A 17,752-nucleotide genomic window follows, 5' to 3' on the forward strand; every position below is an offset into this window, starting at 1 on the left:
GCGAAGGTCGGGTGGACGGCGACGGTTCCGGCCGACTTCCGCACGAAGGTGTTCGCCCTGGCCGCCGTCGGCCCGGGTCGGCTGGTCATGGGGACGACCGACGGCAACTTCCTGGCGATCGACACCAGCAACGGCCGTATGGCATGGAATGGCATGGAATCGCCTCGACCATGTCCCCAGCGGGCTCCGGCCGGCCGTCCGGGGCGGCACCGTTTACCTCGACGGCTACACCCTGGAGGCGGTGCGGATCGCCGACAGCGAGCGCACCTGGAGCGTCAAGCCCCACGGGGACCGCAACCGGGAGCGTTGGGGACCCGTGACGGTCTCCGGGAGCAGGCTCTACGCCGCGGAGGGCATCTATCCCAGACGTCTGGACCCGCGCGACGGGAGCCAGTTGTGGTCCGGCTACTCCGAATCCGCGGGCACGGCTCTCTACGCGGGGCGTGCGCTGCCGCGGGGGCACGCGGTCTGGTCGATCGGCAAGAGCGTGGTGCAGACCGAGCCCATGGAGCTCGACGCGGCGAAGGCGGTCGACGGAGGGGAGGCTGTGGCGGTACGAGTTCCCCCGTACCGACTCCACCCGCCTCGCCGCCGACGGCAACCGCGTCTTTCTCATGCACGACAGCACGGTCGTCGCCCTCACCACGTTCTGAGGAACCCGTCGGCCCGCACCGGGCCTTACTCGTCGCCGTCCGGGACGCGTCCGATCTGGACCAGCGGCTTGCCCCGCTTCCGGGACACGAACACGCCCCGCCCGGCGGGCATCGGCCGCGGCCGGACCCCGCCCAGCAGGTCACCCTCGGCCGGGTCGCCCGCCAACACCACGCCCTGGGCGCCGAGTTCCTTCATCCGCTGCATGAACGACTCGTAACCCGCGCGCCCCGCACCCGCCGTGGAGCGGGCGATGATGAAGCGCACGCCCACGTCCCGGGCGAACGGCAGGAGTTCGGTCAGCCCCGACAGCGGGTTGCCGCTCGACGTGGACACCAGGTCGTAGTCGTCGATGATCACGAAGACCTGCGGGCCCCGCCACCAACTCCGGTCCCGGAGCTGCTGTGGAGTCACGTCCGACGTCGGCGTCCGGCGCTGCATCAGGTCGGCCAGCGCGTCCATGTGGTGCTGCATCTGGTTCGACATCGGGATGTACTCGGCCAGGTGCGAGGGCGGGGTCACCCCCAGTAGGGAACGCCGGTTGTCGACCACGAACAGCTTGCACGCGTTGCCGTCGTAGCGCTCGCCGAGGCGCTTGATCAGCAGCTTGAGCAGGTTCGACTTGCCGGACTCGCTCTCGCCGAAGACCAGGAAGAACGGGTCCTGGTCGAAGTCGACGAACACCGGCTCCAGGTTGTCCTCGTCGAGGGCGAAGGAGATGCCGCGGTTCGGGAAACGGTCGCCGGACGGAAGCTGCGCCGCCGCGAACTCCCTGGGCAGCAGCCGGACTTCGGGCGCGCCGGGCTCCTGCCAGTGCCGGGCGACCTCGGCCGTGAGGGCCGTCGTCGCCTCCGCGAGGTCCGTGTCCGAGGACAGGCCGTCGATGCGCGGGACCGCCGCCATGAAGTGCTGCTTCTGCGGGGTCTGGCCGCGCCCGGGCACGCCCGTGGGCACGTTGGCGGCGACCTTGCGGTCGAACTCCGAGTCCATCGGGTCGCCGAGCCGCAGCTCCAGCCGGTTCATCAGGTGGTCCTTCATGTTCGCGCGGACCTCCATGGAGCGCGAAGCCGTGAGGATCACGTGGATGCCGTAACCGAGGCCGCGGGCCGCGATGTCCAGCACCAGCGGCTCCAACGCCTCGTAGTCCGTACGGAAGTTGCCCCAGCCGTCGATGACGAGGAAGACATCGCCCCAGGGCTGGTCCGCCACGGAGATGTCGCCCCGCGCGCGGCGGGCGCGGAAATCGGCGATCGAGGAGATCCCGGCCGTACGGAAGTACTCCTCGCGGCGGGTCATCACGCCGTAGACCTCCGCCGCCGTACGCCTGACCTTCTCCGGGTCGAGCCGGGAGGCCACCCCGCCCACGTGCGGGAGACCGGCCACCGCCGACAAACCGCCACCGCCGAAGTCCAGTGCGTAGAACTGCACTTCGCGCGGGGTGTGGGTGAGCGCGAACGACGCGATGAGCGAGCGCAGCAGCGTCGACTTCCCGGACTGCGGGCCGCCCAGGATCTGCATATGGCCGGCCGCGCCGCCGAAGTCGGTCCACAGCGGGTCGCGCCGCTGCTCGTACGGCTTGTCGACCAGGCCGACCGGGACGACGAGTCGGCCCGCGCCCTCGTAGCCGGGCTGCGTCATACCCCGCCCCGGCACCGCGGCGAGTCCGGGCAGCAGGGAGTCGAGCGACGGCGGGCTGTCCAGCGGGGGCAGCCACACCTGGTGGGCGGCCGGACCCTGTGCCTCAAGTCGCCGCACGATCACGTCGAGCACGGTGTCGGCGAGCGCGTCGTCCTTCTCGTCGGCCGTCTCCGCCTGGCGCTGACGCGGCACGGGCGCGTACTGCACCGGCACCTGCGCCGCCGTGAACAGCACCGGTCTGCGGTCCACCGGAAGCGGCCCGCCGAGCGCGGCGGCCTGCTGCGAACCGGTGCGGTACACCCCGGAGACGTACGCCGCCTTGAAGCGGACCATCTCGTCGGTGCCGTGCTTCAGGAAGCCGGAACCCGGCACGTTCGGCAGCTCGTACGCGTCCGGCACCCCGAGCGCGGCCCGCGACTCGGCCGCCGAGAACGTCCGCAGACCGATGCGGTACGAGAGGTACGTCTCCAGGCCGCGCAGCCGGCCCTCCTCCAGGCGCTGCGAGGCCAGCAGCAGATGCACGCCCAGGGAGCGGCCGATGCGGCCGATCTGCACGAACATCTCGATGAAGTCCGGCTTGGCGGTGAGGAGTTCGCTGAACTCGTCGATCACCAGGACGAGTGACGGGACGGGCTGCAGGGGGGCACCCGCGGCGCGCGCCTTCTCGTAGTCGTGGATGTTGGCGTAGTTGCCCGCGTCGCGCAGCATCTCCTGGCGGCGGTTCAACTCACCGCGGATCGAGTCACCCATACGGTCGACGAGCGTCAGGTCGTCCGCCAGGTTGGTGATCACGGCCGCCACGTGCGGCATCTGCGCCATACCGGCGAAGGTCGCACCGCCCTTGAAGTCCGCGAGGACGAAGTTCAGCGTCTCCGAGGAGTGCGTCACCGCGAGGCCGAGGACCAGGGTGCGCAGCAGCTCCGACTTGCCGGAACCGGTCGCGCCGACGCACAGCCCGTGCGGGCCCATGCCCTCCTGGGCCGCCTCCTTGAGGTCGAGCATCACGGGCCGGCCGTCCTCACCGAGCCCGATCGGCACCCGCAGCCGCTCCGCCGTCGAACGCGGGCGCCAGGTCCGCTTCGGGTCCACGGAGGCCGCGTCGCCCAGGTTCAGCAGATCGGTGAACTCCAGGTTGGCGAGCAGCGGTTCGTCGTCGTCACCGCCCGACACCATGCGCAGCGGCGCCAGTTGCCGGGCCAGCGCCTCGGCCGCCTCGTACGACAGGACGTCCGGCGTGCCTTCGTAGACCATGCCGTGGCCCGACTCCAGACGGAGTTCCTTCGGGTGTACGACGACCGAGAGGTCGCCGCGTCCGCTGCTGAGGTCGCCGGGGACGACCTCGACGATCGTCACACCCTGAAGGCCCTCGGGGCTGGCCAGGAAGGATGTGGGCGGCAGGGAGACGCCGTCCAACACGACCACCAGATGCGGTTGTTCGGGCACCGGCGCTCCGGCGGGGTGGAAACGCGGGCGGCCCTGGAGGCGGTCCGTGAGCATCTCCTCCAGCTCCATGGGGTCGGTGCTGATCAGGCGCATGGTGCCCGCGCCGTCCGCGAGACCCTGTGCCTGCGCGTGCGGCAGCCACTTGGCCCACTCCCACTCGGGCACCGACTCGCGCCCGGTGGCGACGGCGATGACCAGGTCCTCGGGGGAGTGCATCGAGGCGAGGGAGGCGGCGAGGGCCCGCGCGGTGCCGCGCACGGTGGCCGGTTCGCCGCTGATCGTCACGTGGTAGAAGGCGCGCAGCGAGACCGCCATCGGCAGGTCCTCAAGGGTGCTGTGCGTGGCCAGGAAACGCTGCATGGCGCCCGCCGTCAGCGGCTCCAGCTCGTCGACCGGGGCGGTCTCCGGCGCGATCAGGGGAGTGGCGAGACCCTGCGGTCCGAGGCCGACCCGCACCTGCCCGAAGTCCTCGTCGTTCGTGCGGCGTTCCCACACCCGGCTGCCCTCGGCGACCAGCGCCCACAGTTGCTCCGGCGAAGGGTGCAGGTAGTACTGGGCGTCGCGCTGGGCCCGCGCGGTCTCCAGGGCCGTACGCCGGGTCTGGGACAGATAGCGCAGATAGTCACGGCGCATGTCGGCCATCTGCCCCTGGTTGCCCCGGCGGTAGCGGACCAGCATCGAGACGCCCATCGCGACCGTGGACGCGATCATCACCATGCCCATGATCTTCATGAACGGCTGGGCACTGGGGTTGAAGAAGAACACCACCGACCCGCCCATGCCGAGCATGGGCAGGAGCTGCATCATGGCGCCCTCCTGCTGGCCGCGCGGCAGCTCCGGCGGAGCCTGCAGCATGACCTCGTCCGTGGGCACTTCCTTCGGCAGCGACCTCGGCGGGCGCTTGACGACGATCTGGCTCACTAAGCACCAATTCCCTTGCCGGACCGAGTTGTTTACGTCCGCCGCCCCGTGTCGGGCGGACGCCGATCCGCACTGCGCGATCCTACTGACAACCACTGACAACGGCGGGCGGTAGGGTGCCCGTGAGACGTGTGAGCAGTTGCGAATCGTTCCGGGAAAACCGGGCAAAACCGCAGTGTTCGCGGCGGGCGGATCCCGTCGGATCCCGTTGAGTGCCGGGCGCGACGGCGCGGTCGGCCGACGGGACGGGTGGTACGGCGCGACCTGCACAGGATCTTTACGGCGGAACTACACGGAGGACGCGCGCGGCAGCTTCGCGGACCGTCCGTCACTGACAAGGGGGAACAGCAGGTGAGCATCACGGCCTCCGCGCCGGCCGGCGCGACCGGCGGAACGGGCACCGGAGCCTCATCCGGGGCGGGCACGGGCTTCGGCTTCTGCCGGGTCACCATCGTGGCGCCCGACAGCCGGATCGACGTGGCCCTGCCCGACGACGTACCGGTCGCCGACCTGTACCCCGAGATCCTGCGGCTGTCCCAGCAGAGCCTCGCCGAGGGCGCCCCCGTCGGCTACCACCTCGTCCGCCGCGACGGCACCGTCCTCGACGGCGCCCGCTCCTTCGCCGCGCAGCGCATCCTCGACGGCGAACTGCTCACCCTGCGCCCCTTCGCGGACTCCCTGCCGCCGGCCGTCTACGACGACGTCTCCGAGGCGGTCGCCGCCGCCGTCACCCGTGACCGTGCCCTGTGGAACGGCGAGTTGACGCGCGCCGCCGGTCTCGTCGCGGGCGGCATCCTGCCCGCACTGCTCGCGTTCGTGGCCTGGAGCTCCCAGATCCACCACGACATGAACGGCCTCCAGGGCATCGTCGCCGGCCTCGCCGGCATCCTCCTGATCACCATCGCCTGCGTACGCGCGCGCGTGTACGACGACCGGGGCTCGGCGGTCGCCCTGGGCCTGGGCGCGCTCCCCAACATCGCCGTGGCGGGCTCCGGACTGCTCCCCTTCTCCGAAGGAGAAGGCATTGGCCGGCTCCAGTTCCTGCTGGCCTGCGCCGCCGTCCTCGTCGCGGCCGTCGTCCTCACCCTGGTGTCACCCGGCGGCGACGGCCCCTTCGTGGCCTTCGTCTTCGCCTCCGCCATCGGCCTGTTGACGACGTTCACCGCGATGCTCGCCCACCTGAAGCCCATCGAGACGGCCGCGATCTGCGCCCCCCTCTCCGTGTGCGCGCTCGCCTTCCTGCCGGGCCTGTCCATGCGCTTCGCCCGCCTCCCCATCGGCTTCGAACCGCCCAACCCCACCCGCGGCTACGGCGACGGCGAACCCGTGGCCCAGGAGCCCGTCGACGCCGAGCGCATCGCCGCCCGCGCCCGGCGCGGCCACGAACTCCTCGTCGGCCTGGTCGGCGGCTGCGCCCTCGTCTCCGTGGGCGCCTCGATCGTCCTCGGCTTCTCCAGCAACGTGTGGGCACAGCTCCTCGCCCTCGCCACCGGCGTCGCGATGCTGATGCGTGCCCACCTGTTCCGCTACACCGCCCAGGTCGGCGCCACCCTCGCCGCGGGCCTGGCCGCCCTGGTCTTCCTGGGCCTCGGCCTCGCCCTGAACCCGCCGCACGCGTACGTGCGGGACGCGTTCCTCGGCGACCCGAACTCCCTCGACATCCGCAGCGTCTGGCTCGCGGCGGCCGTGGCCGCGTCGACCGCTCTGGTCACCGCGGTCGGCCTGATCACCCCGAAGCGCGGAGTGACCCCCTTCTGGGGCCGCTTCCTGGAGATCGCCGAGAGCTTCGTCCTGCTCACCCTGATCCCGCTGTCCCTGGCCGTCTTCGACGTGTACGCGCAGGCACGGGCGATGACCAGCTAGGGAGCGGTAGGCATGGAAAAGGGGCGGCACGCGTGTGTGCCGCCCCTTTTCCATGCCTACGACTGCTGCTGCTCCTCCGGAGCCGGCTCCAGATCGAACTCGCCGTCCCGGGCGCCCAGCACGAAGGCCGTCCACTCCGCCTCCGTGTAGCGCAGCACGGTGTCCGGGTCGAGCGACGAGCGCATGGCCACCGCGCCGTCGGGCAGGTCGGCGATCTCGACGCGCTCCTCGTGCTCCTCCGTGCCCGGCGCGCTGCGCCACTCCACACCCGAGATATCGAGGGCGTACAGCTCGTCCCGCTCCCGCTCCTTGCGTGCCTTGATCTCCTGCTCCGTCTCCGCCATGGCGAAGCGACCCCTTCCCGACGAACCGACGTGATCCACGGTCCATGCGTGGACGTGGATCACCCTAGTGGCCGTATCCGCCCCGGTCAGGGCCCTTCACAGAGCTGGACCGAGGTGTCCCCCCAGGCTGGTACGCTGTGTAGCGGCCGTTTGTGTACGCACCCCTGGAGCTCACGCTCCGGAGGCAGCGCCCAGCGGATCCCGCCTCCCGAGTTACGGAAGCTCCCCTGAGAAGTGGACCAGGGGCACTCGGTGGCACATCAAAGACTACGAGGAGTACGCGTGTCGCTCGACGCCGCTACGAAGAAGCAGCTCATCACCGAGTTCGGCCAGAAGGAGGGCGACACCGGCTCCCCCGAGGTCCAGGTCGCCATGCTCTCGCGCCGCATCTCGGACCTGACCGAGCACCTCAAGACCCACAAGCACGACCACCACTCCCGTCGTGGTCTGCTGATCCTGGTCGGTCAGCGCCGCCGGCTGCTGCAGTACCTGGCCAAGAAGGACATCCAGCGCTTCCGTGCGCTGGTCGACCGCCTGGGCATCCGCCGCGGTGCGGCGGGCGCCAAGTAAGACGCCGTGAAGGGGAGCGGTTCCCGAAACGATCGGGAGTCGCTCCCTTTGCCGTATGTGCGGATTGCCCGTACGTGCGGAAACGTGCGGAGTGTCACTGCCGCTTTGTAGTGTGGTAGCACAACGCAGGACACGGCACGACAACGCACGACAGCTCGACAACGTACGAAACGAACGAGGAGAAGCGCGCCTCGCAGCCGCCGGTCCTCGGTAGTGGCCCCCGGGCAGGAAACCCCGGGTGCTTCGATCGAAGACCGGCCCGCACCAGACAGCGCTTCTCCGCCACCGTCCCCCCGCCACACGGGCGGGGAGGGACGAAAGACGACAAGTAACGGAGAAAACGCTAGTGGAGAACGAGACCCACTACGCCGAGGCCGTCATTGACAACGGCTCCTTCGGCACCCGCACCATCCGCTTCGAGACGGGCCGCCTGGCCAAGCAGGCCGCAGGCTCCGCCGTGGCGTACCTGGACGACGACACCATGGTGCTGTCGGCCACCACCGCCTCCAAGAACCCCAAGGACCAGCTCGACTTCTTCCCCCTCACGGTGGACGTCGAGGAGCGGATGTACGCCGCCGGCAAGATCCCCGGCAGCTTCTTCCGCCGTGAGGGCCGTCCCTCCGAGGACGCCATCCTCACCTGCCGCCTGATCGACCGCCCGCTGCGCCCGTCCTTCAAGAAGGGCCTGCGCAACGAGATCCAGGTCGTCGCCACGATCATGGCGCTCAACCCCGACCACCTGTACGACGTCGTCGCGATCAACGCGGCTTCCGCGTCCACGCAGCTGGCCGGTCTGCCCTTCTCCGGCCCGGTCGGCGGCGTCCGCGTCGCACTGATCAACGGCCAGTGGGTCGCGTTCCCGACGCACACCGAGCTCGAGGACGCCGTCTTCGACATGGTCGTCGCCGGTCGCGTCCTGGAGGACGGCGACGTCGCGATCATGATGGTCGAGGCCGAGGCCACCGAGAAGACCATCCAGCTGGTCGCGGGCGGCGCCGAGGCGCCGACCGAGGAGGTCGTCGCCGCCGGTCTGGACGCCGCGAAGCCCTTCATCAAGGTGCTCTGCCGTGCGCAGGCCGACCTCGCCGCGAAGGCCGCCAAGCCGACCGGCGAGTTCCCGATCTTCCTCGACTACCAGGACGACGTCCTGGAGGCCCTCACCGCCGCCGTCCGCCCGGAGCTCGCCTCCGCGCTGACCATCCCCGGCAAGCAGGACCGCGAGGCCGAGCTGGACCGCGTCAAGGGTCTCGCCGCCGAGAAGCTCCTCCCGGAGTTCGAGGGCCGCGAGAAGGAGATCTCCGCCGCGTACCGCTCGCTGACCAAGGCCCTGGTCCGTGAGCGCGTCATCAAGGAGAAGAAGCGCATCGACGGCCGCGGTGTCACCGACATCCGCACCCTGGCCGCCGAGGTCGAGGCCATCCCGCGCGTGCACGGCTCGGCGCTGTTCGAGCGTGGCGAGACCCAGATCCTGGGCGTCACCACCCTCAACATGCTCCGCATGGAGCAGCAGCTGGACACCCTCTCCCCGGTGACCCGCAAGCGCTACATGCACAACTACAACTTCCCGCCGTACTCCGTCGGCGAGACCGGCCGCGTCGGCTCCCCCAAGCGCCGCGAGATCGGCCACGGAGCGCTCGCCGAGCGCGCCCTGGTCCCGGTCCTCCCGACGCGCGAGGAGTTCCCCTACGCGATCCGTCAGGTCTCCGAGGCCCTCGGGTCGAACGGCTCGACGTCCATGGGCTCGGTCTGCGCCTCCACCATGTCGCTGCTGAACGCCGGTGTGCCCCTCAAGGCCCCCGTCGCCGGTATCGCCATGGGCCTGATCTCCCAGGAGATCAACGGCGAGACGCACTACGTCGCCCTCACCGACATCCTCGGTGCGGAGGACGCCTTCGGCGACATGGACTTCAAGGTCGCCGGCACCAAGGAGTTCGTCACCGCCCTCCAGCTCGACACCAAGCTGGACGGCATCCCCGCCTCCGTCCTGGCCGCCGCCCTCAAGCAGGCCCGTGACGCCCGCCTCCACATCCTCGACGTGATGATGGAAGCGATCGACACGCCGGACGAGATGTCCCCGAACGCCCCGCGGATCATCACCGTCAAGATCCCCGTGGACAAGATCGGCGAGGTCATCGGCCCGAAGGGCAAGATGATCAACCAGATCCAGGAGGACACCGGCGCCGAGATCACGATCGAGGACGACGGCACCATCTACATCGGTGCCCAGGTCGGCTCGCAGGCCGAGGCCGCCCGCGCCACGATCAACGGCATCGCCAACCCGACCATGCCGGAGGTCGGCGAGCGCTACCTGGGTACGGTCGTCAAGACCACCACCTTCGGCGCGTTCGTGTCGCTGCTCCCGGGCAAGGACGGTCTGCTGCACATCTCGCAGATCCGCAAGCTCGCCGGCGGCAAGCGCGTGGAGAACGTCGAGGACGTCGTCGGCGTGGGCCAGAAGGTCCAGGTCGAGATCGCCGAGATCGACTCCCGCGGCAAGCTCTCCCTGATCCCCGTCATCGAGGGTGAAGAGAACACCGAGGACGACAAGAAGGACGACGGCGACAAGTGACGTCGACCAGTACCACGACGACGGCCCGCACCTCCTCGGAGGCGCGGGCCGTCGCCCGTACCCAAACCCTCATCCAGGGCACCAACGGCATCGGCACGGTCCGCAAGACCACCCTCCCGGGCGGCCTGCGCATCGTCACCGAGACGCTGCCCTCGGTCCGCTCCGCGACCTTCGGCATCTGGGCCCACGTGGGCTCTCGCGACGAGACACCGTCGCTGAACGGCGCCACGCACTACCTGGAGCACCTCCTCTTCAAGGGCACGCACAAGCGCAGCGCGCTGGACATCTCCTCCGCGATCGACGCGGTCGGCGGCGAGATGAACGCGTTCACGGCGAAGGAGTACACGTGCTACTACGCGCGCGTGCTCGACACCGACCTGCCGCTCGCCATCGACGTGGTCTGCGACATGCTGACGGGCTCCCTGATCCGTGAGGAGGACGTCAACGTAGAACGCGGCGCCATCCTCGAAGAGATCGCCATGACGGAGGACGACCCGGGCGACTGCGTGCACGACCTGTTCGCGCGCACGATGTTCGGCGACAACCCCCTCGGCCGCCCCGTCCTCGGCACGGTCGACACCGTCAACGCCCTCACCGCGGACCGCATCCGCCGCTTCTACAAGAAGCACTACGACCCGACCCACCTCGTGGTCGCGGCGGCCGGCAACATCGACCACGACAAGGTCGTACGACAGGTCCGTGCCGCCTTCGACAAGGCCGGCGCCTTCAAGAACGCCCAGGCCGCGCCCATCGCCCCGCGCGACGGCCGCCGCGCCCTGCGCACCGCGGGCCGCGTCGAGCTGATCGGCCGCAAGACCGAGCAGGCGCACGTCGTCCTCGGCATGCCCGGCCTGGCCCGCACCGACGAGCGCCGCTGGGCCCTGGGGGTCCTCAACACGGCCCTCGGCGGCGGTATGTCGTCCCGCCTCTTCCAGGAGGTCCGGGAGAAGCGCGGCCTGGCCTACAGCGTGTACTCGTACACGTCCGGCTTCGCCGACTGCGGCCTCTTCGGCGTCTACGCCGGCTGCCGTCCCTCGCAGGTCCACGACGTGCTGAAGATCTGCCGCGACGAACTCGACCAGGTCGCCGAACACGGCCTGTCCGACGACGAGATCGGCCGCGCCGTGGGCCAGCTCCAGGGCTCGACCGTCCTCGGCCTTGAGGACACGGGCGCATTGATGAACCGCATCGGCAAGAGCGAGCTGTGCTGGGGCGAGCAGATGTCCGTCGACGACCTGCTGGCCAGGATCGCTTCGGTCACCCCGGACGAGGTCCGCGAGGTCGCCCGCGAGATCCTGGGACAGCGACCCTCGCTGGCGGTCATCGGCCCGCTCAAGGACAAGCAGGCGGCCCGGCTGAACGACGCCGTCGCCTAACACCCGTCGTAAGGAAGCAAGAACGATGAGCAAGCTGCGCGTGGCGGTCCTCGGTGCCAAGGGCCGGATCGGCGCCGAGGCGGTACGAGCCGTCGAGGCCGCCGAGGACATGGAACTGGTGGCCGCCCTGGGCCGGGGCGACACCCTGGAGGCGCTCACGGCCTCGGGCGCCCAGGTGGCGGTCGAACTGACCACCCCCGCCTCGGTGATGGACAACCTCGACTTCTGCGTCCGGCACGGCATCCACGCGGTCGTCGGCACCACCGGCTGGACCGAGGAACGCCTCGCGCAACTGAACGGCTGGCTGGACGCCTCCCCGGAGACGGGCGTCCTCATCGCGCCCAACTTCTCCATCGGGGCCGTACTGACCATGAAGTTCGCGCAGATCGCCGCGCCCTACTTCGAGTCGGTCGAGGTCATCGAACTGCACCACCCGAAGAAGGTCGACGCCCCCAGCGGTACGGCCACGCGCACGGCCCAGCTCATCGCCGAGGCGCGCGCGAAGGCCGGCACGGCCGCGGCACCGGACGCGACGGAGACGGCCCTGGACGGCGCGAGGGGCGCGGACGTCGACGGGATCCCCGTCCATTCCGTCCGCCTGCGTGGCCTGCTGGCCCACCAGGAGGTCCTGCTGGGCGGCGAGGGCGAGACGTTGACCGTCCGCCACGATTCGCTCCACCACAGCAGCTTCATGCCGGGCATCCTGCTCGGCGCCCGCCGCGTGGTGACGACCCCGGGCCTCACCTTCGGCCTGGAACACTTCCTGGACCTGGGCTGAGGCTCACGACATGCGCGCCAAACTCACCTACGCTGTCACGGCCGCCGTCCTGGTCTTCTACTTCGTCCTGGTCGGCAGCCGCGGCGTCATGCTCATACAGTCGGGCACGGTCATCACCGTCACCTTCGGGATCGCGGTCCTGATCCTGCCGGTGATCGGCGTGTGGTTCCTCTGGAAGAACACCCAGTTCGTCCGTAACGCCAACCGCCTCGCCGCCCTGCTCGACGCCGAAGGCGGCCTGCCCGTCGACGAGTTGAGGCGCACGCCCGGCGGCCGTATCGACCGCGACTCCGCCGACGAGGTCTTCGCCAGGCGCAAGGCCGAGACGGAGGCGGCCCCCGACGACTGGCGCAGCTGGTTCCGCCTCGCCGTCGCCTACCACGACGCCCGCGACACCCCGCGTGCCCGCAAGGCGATGCAGCGCGCGATCGCCCTCCACGCGGGCCGACCCGTCCAGGCCTGAACTCCCGCACGCCGAAGGGGCCGACCCGCACCCGCTGCGGACCGGCCCCTTCGCCTTGCTCTCGGCCGGTCAGCCCCGCCGGTACTCGTCGGACCACACCTCGACCGAGTCCGCGGCCCGGTCGAAGGCGGAGGCACGCGCCAGGAAGTCGATGTCGTGCGTGGTCAGCAGCGCGGCCACGTCCTCGGCAGCACGGTCCTTCCGTACGAGGAGCAGGGCCTGTCCCTGCACCGTGCGCGGCAGCCCGAGCCAGCGCACCGGCTGCTGCACCGTGTGTACGGCGGCGACCCGGTCCCACCGCACCGTGAGGGTGTAGAAGAACCGCACCCGGCGCAGCCCGCGCGCGCTCACCCACACGCCCATGCGCAGCAGCCGCAGGGCGCAGAGGATGACGGCCACCGCGATACCGAGGATCACCCCGGCCTCGGACCGCGAGCCGGTCAACGCGATGATGACGGCGGCGAAGAGCACGTACGACGCGAGCAGCAGCACGAGCGCCGACACCGCCACCCGCCACGGTCCGGGCCGGTAGGGGCGCCGCCAGCGGTCGCGGTCGTCGAACGGCAGTGCGAGCTCGTCCGCGGCCTCGAATGCGCGGTCGGCCGTAAGGAAGGGCAGGGGCACGGCTGGTGTCCTCACTGAATCCATGCGTGGGCTGTGCCCGGTGAGGCTATCCGGCCGTGTTCCCGCTCACCACCATTGGGGGTCCGGATGAGTCAGTGTCAGCTGCGTCGCAGGTCAGCGGTTGTCGGCGGCCTGCGACTGCTGGTTCTGTGTCGAGAGGTTGTGCTGGGACAGCGCCGGCATACCGAGGACCACGGAGCCCACGATGCCGGCGATGATGGTGAGCCCCAGAAGCCAGCGCCCGGCTATCTGACCGGCGGACGCGCGCTCACGGGGCGGCGGGGTGACGTTGCTGCGGAAGCGGTCGGTCTCGGCGATGAAGGCGAACGGGACGGGTTCGCGCCGACGGAGCATCGGTGGTGCATCTCCCCTCGGGGATCGAGTCGGGATCGAACGGGTGGCTCTCACCAAGACAGACGAGCGAACGCCCCAAAAGGTGCCCTGTTTCGCCGAATTCGCAGAAGTTCGCCAACGAATGTCGCGGCACGGCACCGAACGCCCCGATGTCAGTGCCGGGCCGTAGAGTGGGCGCCGCCCGAGAGACGTGATGGAAGGACCTTCCGAGCCGTGACCGACACTCCCGCCGACGACCTCAAGCCCAGTTTCCGCAGCGATGTCACCGTCGAGCTGGTCAAGCACACCGCGTCCGACGCGGACGTGCTCTTCGCCGCCCGCGTCTCGACGATCGGCGAGCAGTCCCTGGAAGAGATGGGCAAGGACCCCGAGCGCTCCAAGGGCCTCATCAACTACCTGATGCGGGACCGGCACGGCAGCCCCTTCGAGCACAACTCGATGACCTTCTTCATCAGCGCCCCGATCTTCGTCTTCCGCGAGTTCATGCGGCACCGGGTGGGCTGGTCGTACAACGAGGAATCGGGAAGGTACAGGGAGCTCCAGCCGACCTTCTACGTCCCCGGCGAGTCCCGCAAGCTGGTCCAGGAGGGCCGCCCGGGCAAGTACGTCTTCGTGGAGGGCACTCAGGCCCAGCAGGAGCTGGTCGGCCGCACCATGGAGGACTCGTACCGCCAGGCGTACGAGGCGTACCAGGAGATGCTCGCCGCCGGCGTCGCCCGCGAAGTCGCCCGTGCCGTGCTCCCCGTAGGCCTCTTCTCCTCGATGTACGCCACGTGCAACGCTCGCTCGCTGATGCACTTCCTCGGTCTGCGCACGCAGCACGAGCTGGCGAAGGTGCCGTCGTTCCCGCAGCGGGAGATCGAGATGGTCGGCGAGAAGATGGAGGAGCAGTGGGCCAAGCTCATGCCGCTGACCTACTCCGCCTTCAACGCCAACGGTCGTGTCGCCCCGTAGCGCACCTCTGTTTGCCGAGCGGGCACACATGTACGGGTAAGTCGCGCGAAGTGTCCGTATTGCGGCATTTGGAGAAGTTCATCTAGCCTGATCAAACGGACCCGGCACTGCTTGAACCCCCGAGCAGGCAGTGCCGGGCTCCATATTTGTCACGACTTGTCGCCTGCCCCGAGGGCAGACCCCGCATTGAGCAGCGAGTAGCGTGTTACCCATGGCTCCGACCTCCACTCCGCAGACCCCCTTCGGGCGGGTCCTCACCGCCATGGTCACGCCCTTCACGGCGGACGGCGCGCTCGACCTCGACGGCGCGCAGCGGCTCGCCACCCACCTGGTGGACGCAGGCAACGACGGCCTGGTCATCAACGGCACCACCGGTGAGTCCCCGACCACCGGCGACGCGGAGAAAGCGGATCTCGTACGAGCCGTACTGGAAGCGGTCGGCGACCGCGCCCACGTCATCGCCGGCGTCGGCACCAACGACACCCACCACAGCGTCGAACTCGCCCGCACGGCCGAACGCACCGGCGCACACGGCCTGCTCGTCGTCACGCCGTACTACAACAAGCCCCCGCAGGAGGGCCTGTACCGCCACTTCACGACAGTCGCGGACGCCACCGAACTGCCGGTCATGCTCTACGACATCCCCGGCCGCAGCGGCGTCCCGATCGGCACCGAGACCCTGGTCAGGCTCGCCGAGCACCCCAGGATCGTCGCCAACAAGGACGCCAAGGGCGACCTCGGCCGCGCCAGCTGGGCCATCGCCCGGACCGGCCTGGCCTGGTACTCCGGGGACGACATGCTGAACCTGCCGCTGCTCTCCGTGGGCGCGGTCGGCTTCGTCTCGGTCGTCGGCCATGTGGTCACACCCGAGCTGCGCACCCTGGTGGAGGCGTACGTCTCCGGCGACGTCCAGAAGGCCACCGAGATCCACCAGAAGCTTCTCCCCGTCTACACCGGCATGTTCCGCACCCAGGGCGTCATGACCACCAAGGCCGCGCTCACCCTCCAGGGACTGCCCGCCGGACCGCTGCGCTCACCGATGGTCGAGTGCACGCCCGAGGAGATCGCCCAGCTCAAGATCGATCTTGCCGCCGGCGGGGTACAGCTCTGACAACAGACTTCACAACTGAATACGCGGGACTTCGGTGCCCGCATCCCACCAATAACTGCATTTGCACGAACGTCATGCGCGCCACGTGCCCACCGGTACGTGGCGCGCATGGGTAGGAGAGTCTTTTGAGCCATCCGCATCCTGAACTCGCCCCTCCGTCGAAGCTCCCCGAAGGCGGCCTGAGGGTCACCCCACTCGGCGGCCTCGGGGAAATCGGCCGAAACATGACGGTCTTCGAATACGGCGGCCGTCTGCTGATCGTCGACTGCGGCGTGCTCTTCCCCGAGGAGGAGCAGCCCGGAATCGACCTGATCCTGCCGGACTTCACGTCCATCAGAGACCGCCTCGACGACATTGACGGCATCGTCCTCACGCACGGCCACGAGGACCACATCGGTGGAGTGCCGTACCTCCTTCGCGAGAAGGCGGACATCCCGCTGATCGGCTCCAAGCTGACCCTCGCCCTCATCGAGGCGAAGCTCCAGGAGCACCGCATCCGCCCGTACACGCTTGAGGTCGCCGAAGGGCACCGCGAGCGCATCGGGCCGTTCGACTGCGAGTTCGTCGCGGTCAACCACTCGATCCCGGACGCCCTCGCGGTCGCCATCCGCACCCCAGCGGGCATGGTCGTCCACACCGGCGACTTCAAGATGGACCAGCTTCCGCTGGACGGCCGTCTGACAGATCTACACGCGTTCGCACGGCTGAGCGAGGAGGGCATCGACCTCCTCCTCGCCGACTCGACGAACGCCGAGGTGCCGGGATTCGTCCCGCCGGAGCGGGACATCTCCAACGTCCTGCGCCAAGTTTTCGCCGGCGCCCGCAAGCGCATCATCGTGGCGAGCTTCGCCAGCCACGTGCACCGCATCCAGCAGATCCTGGACACGGCCCACGAGTACGGCCGCCGGGTCGCCTTCGTCGGCCGCTCGATGGTCCGCAACATGGGCATCGCACGTGACCTCGGCTACCTCAAGGTCCCGCCGGGTCTGGTCGTGGACGTCAAGACGCTCGACGACCTCCCCGACAGCGAGGTCGTCCTCGTCTGCACGGGCTCGCAGGGCGAACCGATGGCCGCGCTGTCCCGCATGGCCAACCGCGACCACCAGATCCGCATCGTCGCCGGCGACACGGTGATCCTGGCGTCGTCGCTCATCCCGGGCAACGAGAACGCCGTCTACCGCGTGATCAACGGCCTCACCCGCTGGGGTGCCAACGTCGTCCACAAGGGCAACGCCAAGGTCCACGTCTCCGGACACGCCTCGGCCGGCGAGCTGCTGTACTTCTACAACATCTGCAAGCCGAAGAACCTGATGCCGGTCCACGGCGAATGGCGCCACCTACGGGCCAACGCCGAACTGGGCGCCCTCACCGGTGTCCCGCACGACCGGATCGTCATCGCCGAGGACGGCGTGGTCGTCGACCTCATCGAGGGCAAGGCCAAGATCTCGGGCAAGGTCCAGGCCGGCTACGTCTACGTCGACGGCCTCTCGGTCGGCGACGTCGGCGAGCCCGCGCTCAAGGACCGCAGGATCCTGGGAGACGAGGGCATCATCTCGGTCTTCGTCGTCGTGGACTCGTCCACCGGCAAGATCACGGGCGGCCCGCACATCCAGGCCCGCGGCTCCGGCATCGACGACTCCGCCTTCGTGGACGTGGTGCCGAGGATCACGGAGGTACTGGAACGCTCGGCCCAGGACGGCGTGGTCGAGCCCCACCAGCTGCAGCAACTGGTCCGCCGCACGCTGGGCAAGTGGGTCTCGGACAACTACCGACGCAGGCCGATGATCCTCCCGGTCGTGGTGGAGGTCTGACCGTCGTACGACCCCCTCGTACGCGTGAACCTGGAGCGGGCCGCCTCGATTTGCATCGAGGCGGCCCGCTCCAGTACGTTTACGGCTCCGCCTGAGGGGGAACTCGGACACTTCGCGTGTACGGGAGCCACTCCCGGAGGGCCGGAAATTCCGACTCAGAACCTCTGATAAAGTCGGAGTCGCCGGAAAGGGAAACGCGGAAGCGGGAACCTGGAAAGCGCCGAGGAAATCGGGACCGGAAACGGTCTGATAGAGTCGGAAACGCAAGACCGAAGGGAAAAG

13 protein-coding genes are annotated in these 17,752 nt (G+C 69.5%); 9 read left to right on the top strand and 4 right to left on the bottom strand.

Annotated elements, in window-relative coordinates; genetic code table 11:
* Window positions 1-678: 678 nt before the first annotated feature.
* Window positions 679-4,653 (bottom strand): type VII secretion protein EccCa, encoded by a 3,975-nt coding sequence (gene eccCa / locus ACWDEW_RS08200; protein ID WP_450510724.1) that lies wholly within the window; start codon window positions 4,651-4,653, stop codon window positions 679-681.
* 351 nt (window positions 4,654-5,004) lie between these two features.
* Between eccCa and eccD the strand changes: the two genes are divergently transcribed.
* Window positions 5,005-6,516 carry a type VII secretion integral membrane protein EccD gene (eccD, locus tag ACWDEW_RS08205; RefSeq protein ID WP_019075418.1) on the top strand — a complete coding sequence of 504 codons (1,512 nt, stop codon included), beginning with the start codon at window positions 5,005-5,007 and terminating at the stop codon, window positions 6,514-6,516.
* 56 nt (window positions 6,517-6,572) lie between these two features.
* Here the strand turns inward: eccD and ACWDEW_RS08210 are convergent, their stop codons facing one another.
* Window positions 6,573-6,860: a DUF397 domain-containing protein gene (locus tag ACWDEW_RS08210; protein WP_450510726.1), complete on the bottom strand. Its 288-nt coding sequence runs from the start codon at window positions 6,858-6,860 to the stop codon at window positions 6,573-6,575.
* Window positions 6,861-7,142: 282 nt separating this feature from the next.
* Here ACWDEW_RS08210 and rpsO point away from each other — a divergent pair, with 282 nt between their 5' ends.
* The 5 genes from rpsO (at window position 7,143) to ACWDEW_RS08235 (ending at window position 12,616) form a co-directional block, all read left to right on the top strand.
* Window positions 7,143-7,430, top strand: a complete 288-nt coding sequence (rpsO, locus tag ACWDEW_RS08215) for a 30S ribosomal protein S15 (protein WP_019075416.1) — start codon at window positions 7,143-7,145, stop codon at window positions 7,428-7,430.
* Window positions 7,431-7,776: 346 nt separating this feature from the next.
* Window positions 7,777-9,999, top strand: a complete 2,223-nt coding sequence (locus ACWDEW_RS08220; protein ID WP_450510729.1) for a polyribonucleotide nucleotidyltransferase — start codon at window positions 7,777-7,779, stop codon at window positions 9,997-9,999.
* Window positions 9,996-11,375, top strand: a complete 1,380-nt coding sequence (locus tag ACWDEW_RS08225) for a M16 family metallopeptidase (protein WP_431253336.1) — start codon at window positions 9,996-9,998, stop codon at window positions 11,373-11,375. The genes ACWDEW_RS08220 and ACWDEW_RS08225 overlap by 4 nt, the downstream gene beginning before the upstream one ends.
* A 25-nt stretch (window positions 11,376-11,400) precedes the next feature.
* Entirely contained in the window at window positions 11,401-12,153 is a 753-nt protein-coding gene (dapB, locus tag ACWDEW_RS08230) for a 4-hydroxy-tetrahydrodipicolinate reductase (RefSeq protein WP_450510731.1), read from the top strand.
* Window positions 12,154-12,163: 10 nt separating this feature from the next.
* Complete coding sequence (locus tag ACWDEW_RS08235; RefSeq protein ID WP_262059233.1) at window positions 12,164-12,616, top strand: tetratricopeptide repeat protein; 453 nt, start codon at window positions 12,164-12,166, stop codon at window positions 12,614-12,616.
* Window positions 12,617-12,685: 69 nt separating this feature from the next.
* Here ACWDEW_RS08235 and ACWDEW_RS08240 read toward each other — a convergent pair whose 3' ends face one another.
* Window positions 12,686-13,240: a hypothetical protein gene (locus tag ACWDEW_RS08240; RefSeq protein WP_450510733.1), complete on the bottom strand. Its 555-nt coding sequence runs from the start codon at window positions 13,238-13,240 to the stop codon at window positions 12,686-12,688.
* A gap of 114 nt (window positions 13,241-13,354) precedes the next feature.
* Window positions 13,355-13,594 (bottom strand): hypothetical protein, encoded by a 240-nt coding sequence (locus ACWDEW_RS08245; protein WP_362973145.1) that lies wholly within the window; start codon window positions 13,592-13,594, stop codon window positions 13,355-13,357.
* Window positions 13,595-13,807: 213 nt separating this feature from the next.
* On the opposite strand from ACWDEW_RS08245, the gene thyX reads away from it, so the two are divergent.
* From thyX to ACWDEW_RS08260, 3 genes are all read left to right on the top strand, one after another.
* Window positions 13,808-14,548 (top strand): FAD-dependent thymidylate synthase, encoded by a 741-nt coding sequence (gene thyX / locus ACWDEW_RS08250; protein ID WP_427919630.1) that lies wholly within the window; start codon window positions 13,808-13,810, stop codon window positions 14,546-14,548.
* A gap of 211 nt (window positions 14,549-14,759) precedes the next feature.
* Window positions 14,760-15,659 carry a 4-hydroxy-tetrahydrodipicolinate synthase gene (gene dapA, locus ACWDEW_RS08255; RefSeq protein WP_450510734.1) on the top strand — a complete coding sequence of 300 codons (900 nt, stop codon included), beginning with the start codon at window positions 14,760-14,762 and terminating at the stop codon, window positions 15,657-15,659.
* Window positions 15,660-15,784: 125 nt separating this feature from the next.
* Window positions 15,785-17,470, top strand: a complete 1,686-nt coding sequence (locus ACWDEW_RS08260) for a ribonuclease J (protein ID WP_093629507.1) — start codon at window positions 15,785-15,787, stop codon at window positions 17,468-17,470.
* Window positions 17,471-17,752 lie beyond the last annotated feature (282 nt).

This window comes from Streptomyces sp. NPDC001100, from assembly GCF_053598575.1.

Excerpts from the sequence above, each read along its gene's own strand:
- ACWDEW_RS08245 (WP_362973145.1), bottom strand. The coding sequence starts at position 13,594 with ATGCTCCGTCGGCGCGAACCCGTCCCGTTCGCCTTCATCGCCGAGACC.
- dapB (WP_450510731.1), top strand. The coding sequence starts at position 11,401 with ATGAGCAAGCTGCGCGTGGCGGTCCTCGGTGCCAAGGGCCGGATCGGC.
- ACWDEW_RS08235 (WP_262059233.1), top strand. The coding sequence starts at position 12,164 with ATGCGCGCCAAACTCACCTACGCTGTCACGGCCGCCGTCCTGGTCTTC.
- ACWDEW_RS08210 (WP_450510726.1), bottom strand. The coding sequence starts at position 6,860 with ATGGCGGAGACGGAGCAGGAGATCAAGGCACGCAAGGAGCGGGAGCGG.
- dapA (WP_450510734.1), top strand. The coding sequence starts at position 14,760 with ATGGCTCCGACCTCCACTCCGCAGACCCCCTTCGGGCGGGTCCTCACC.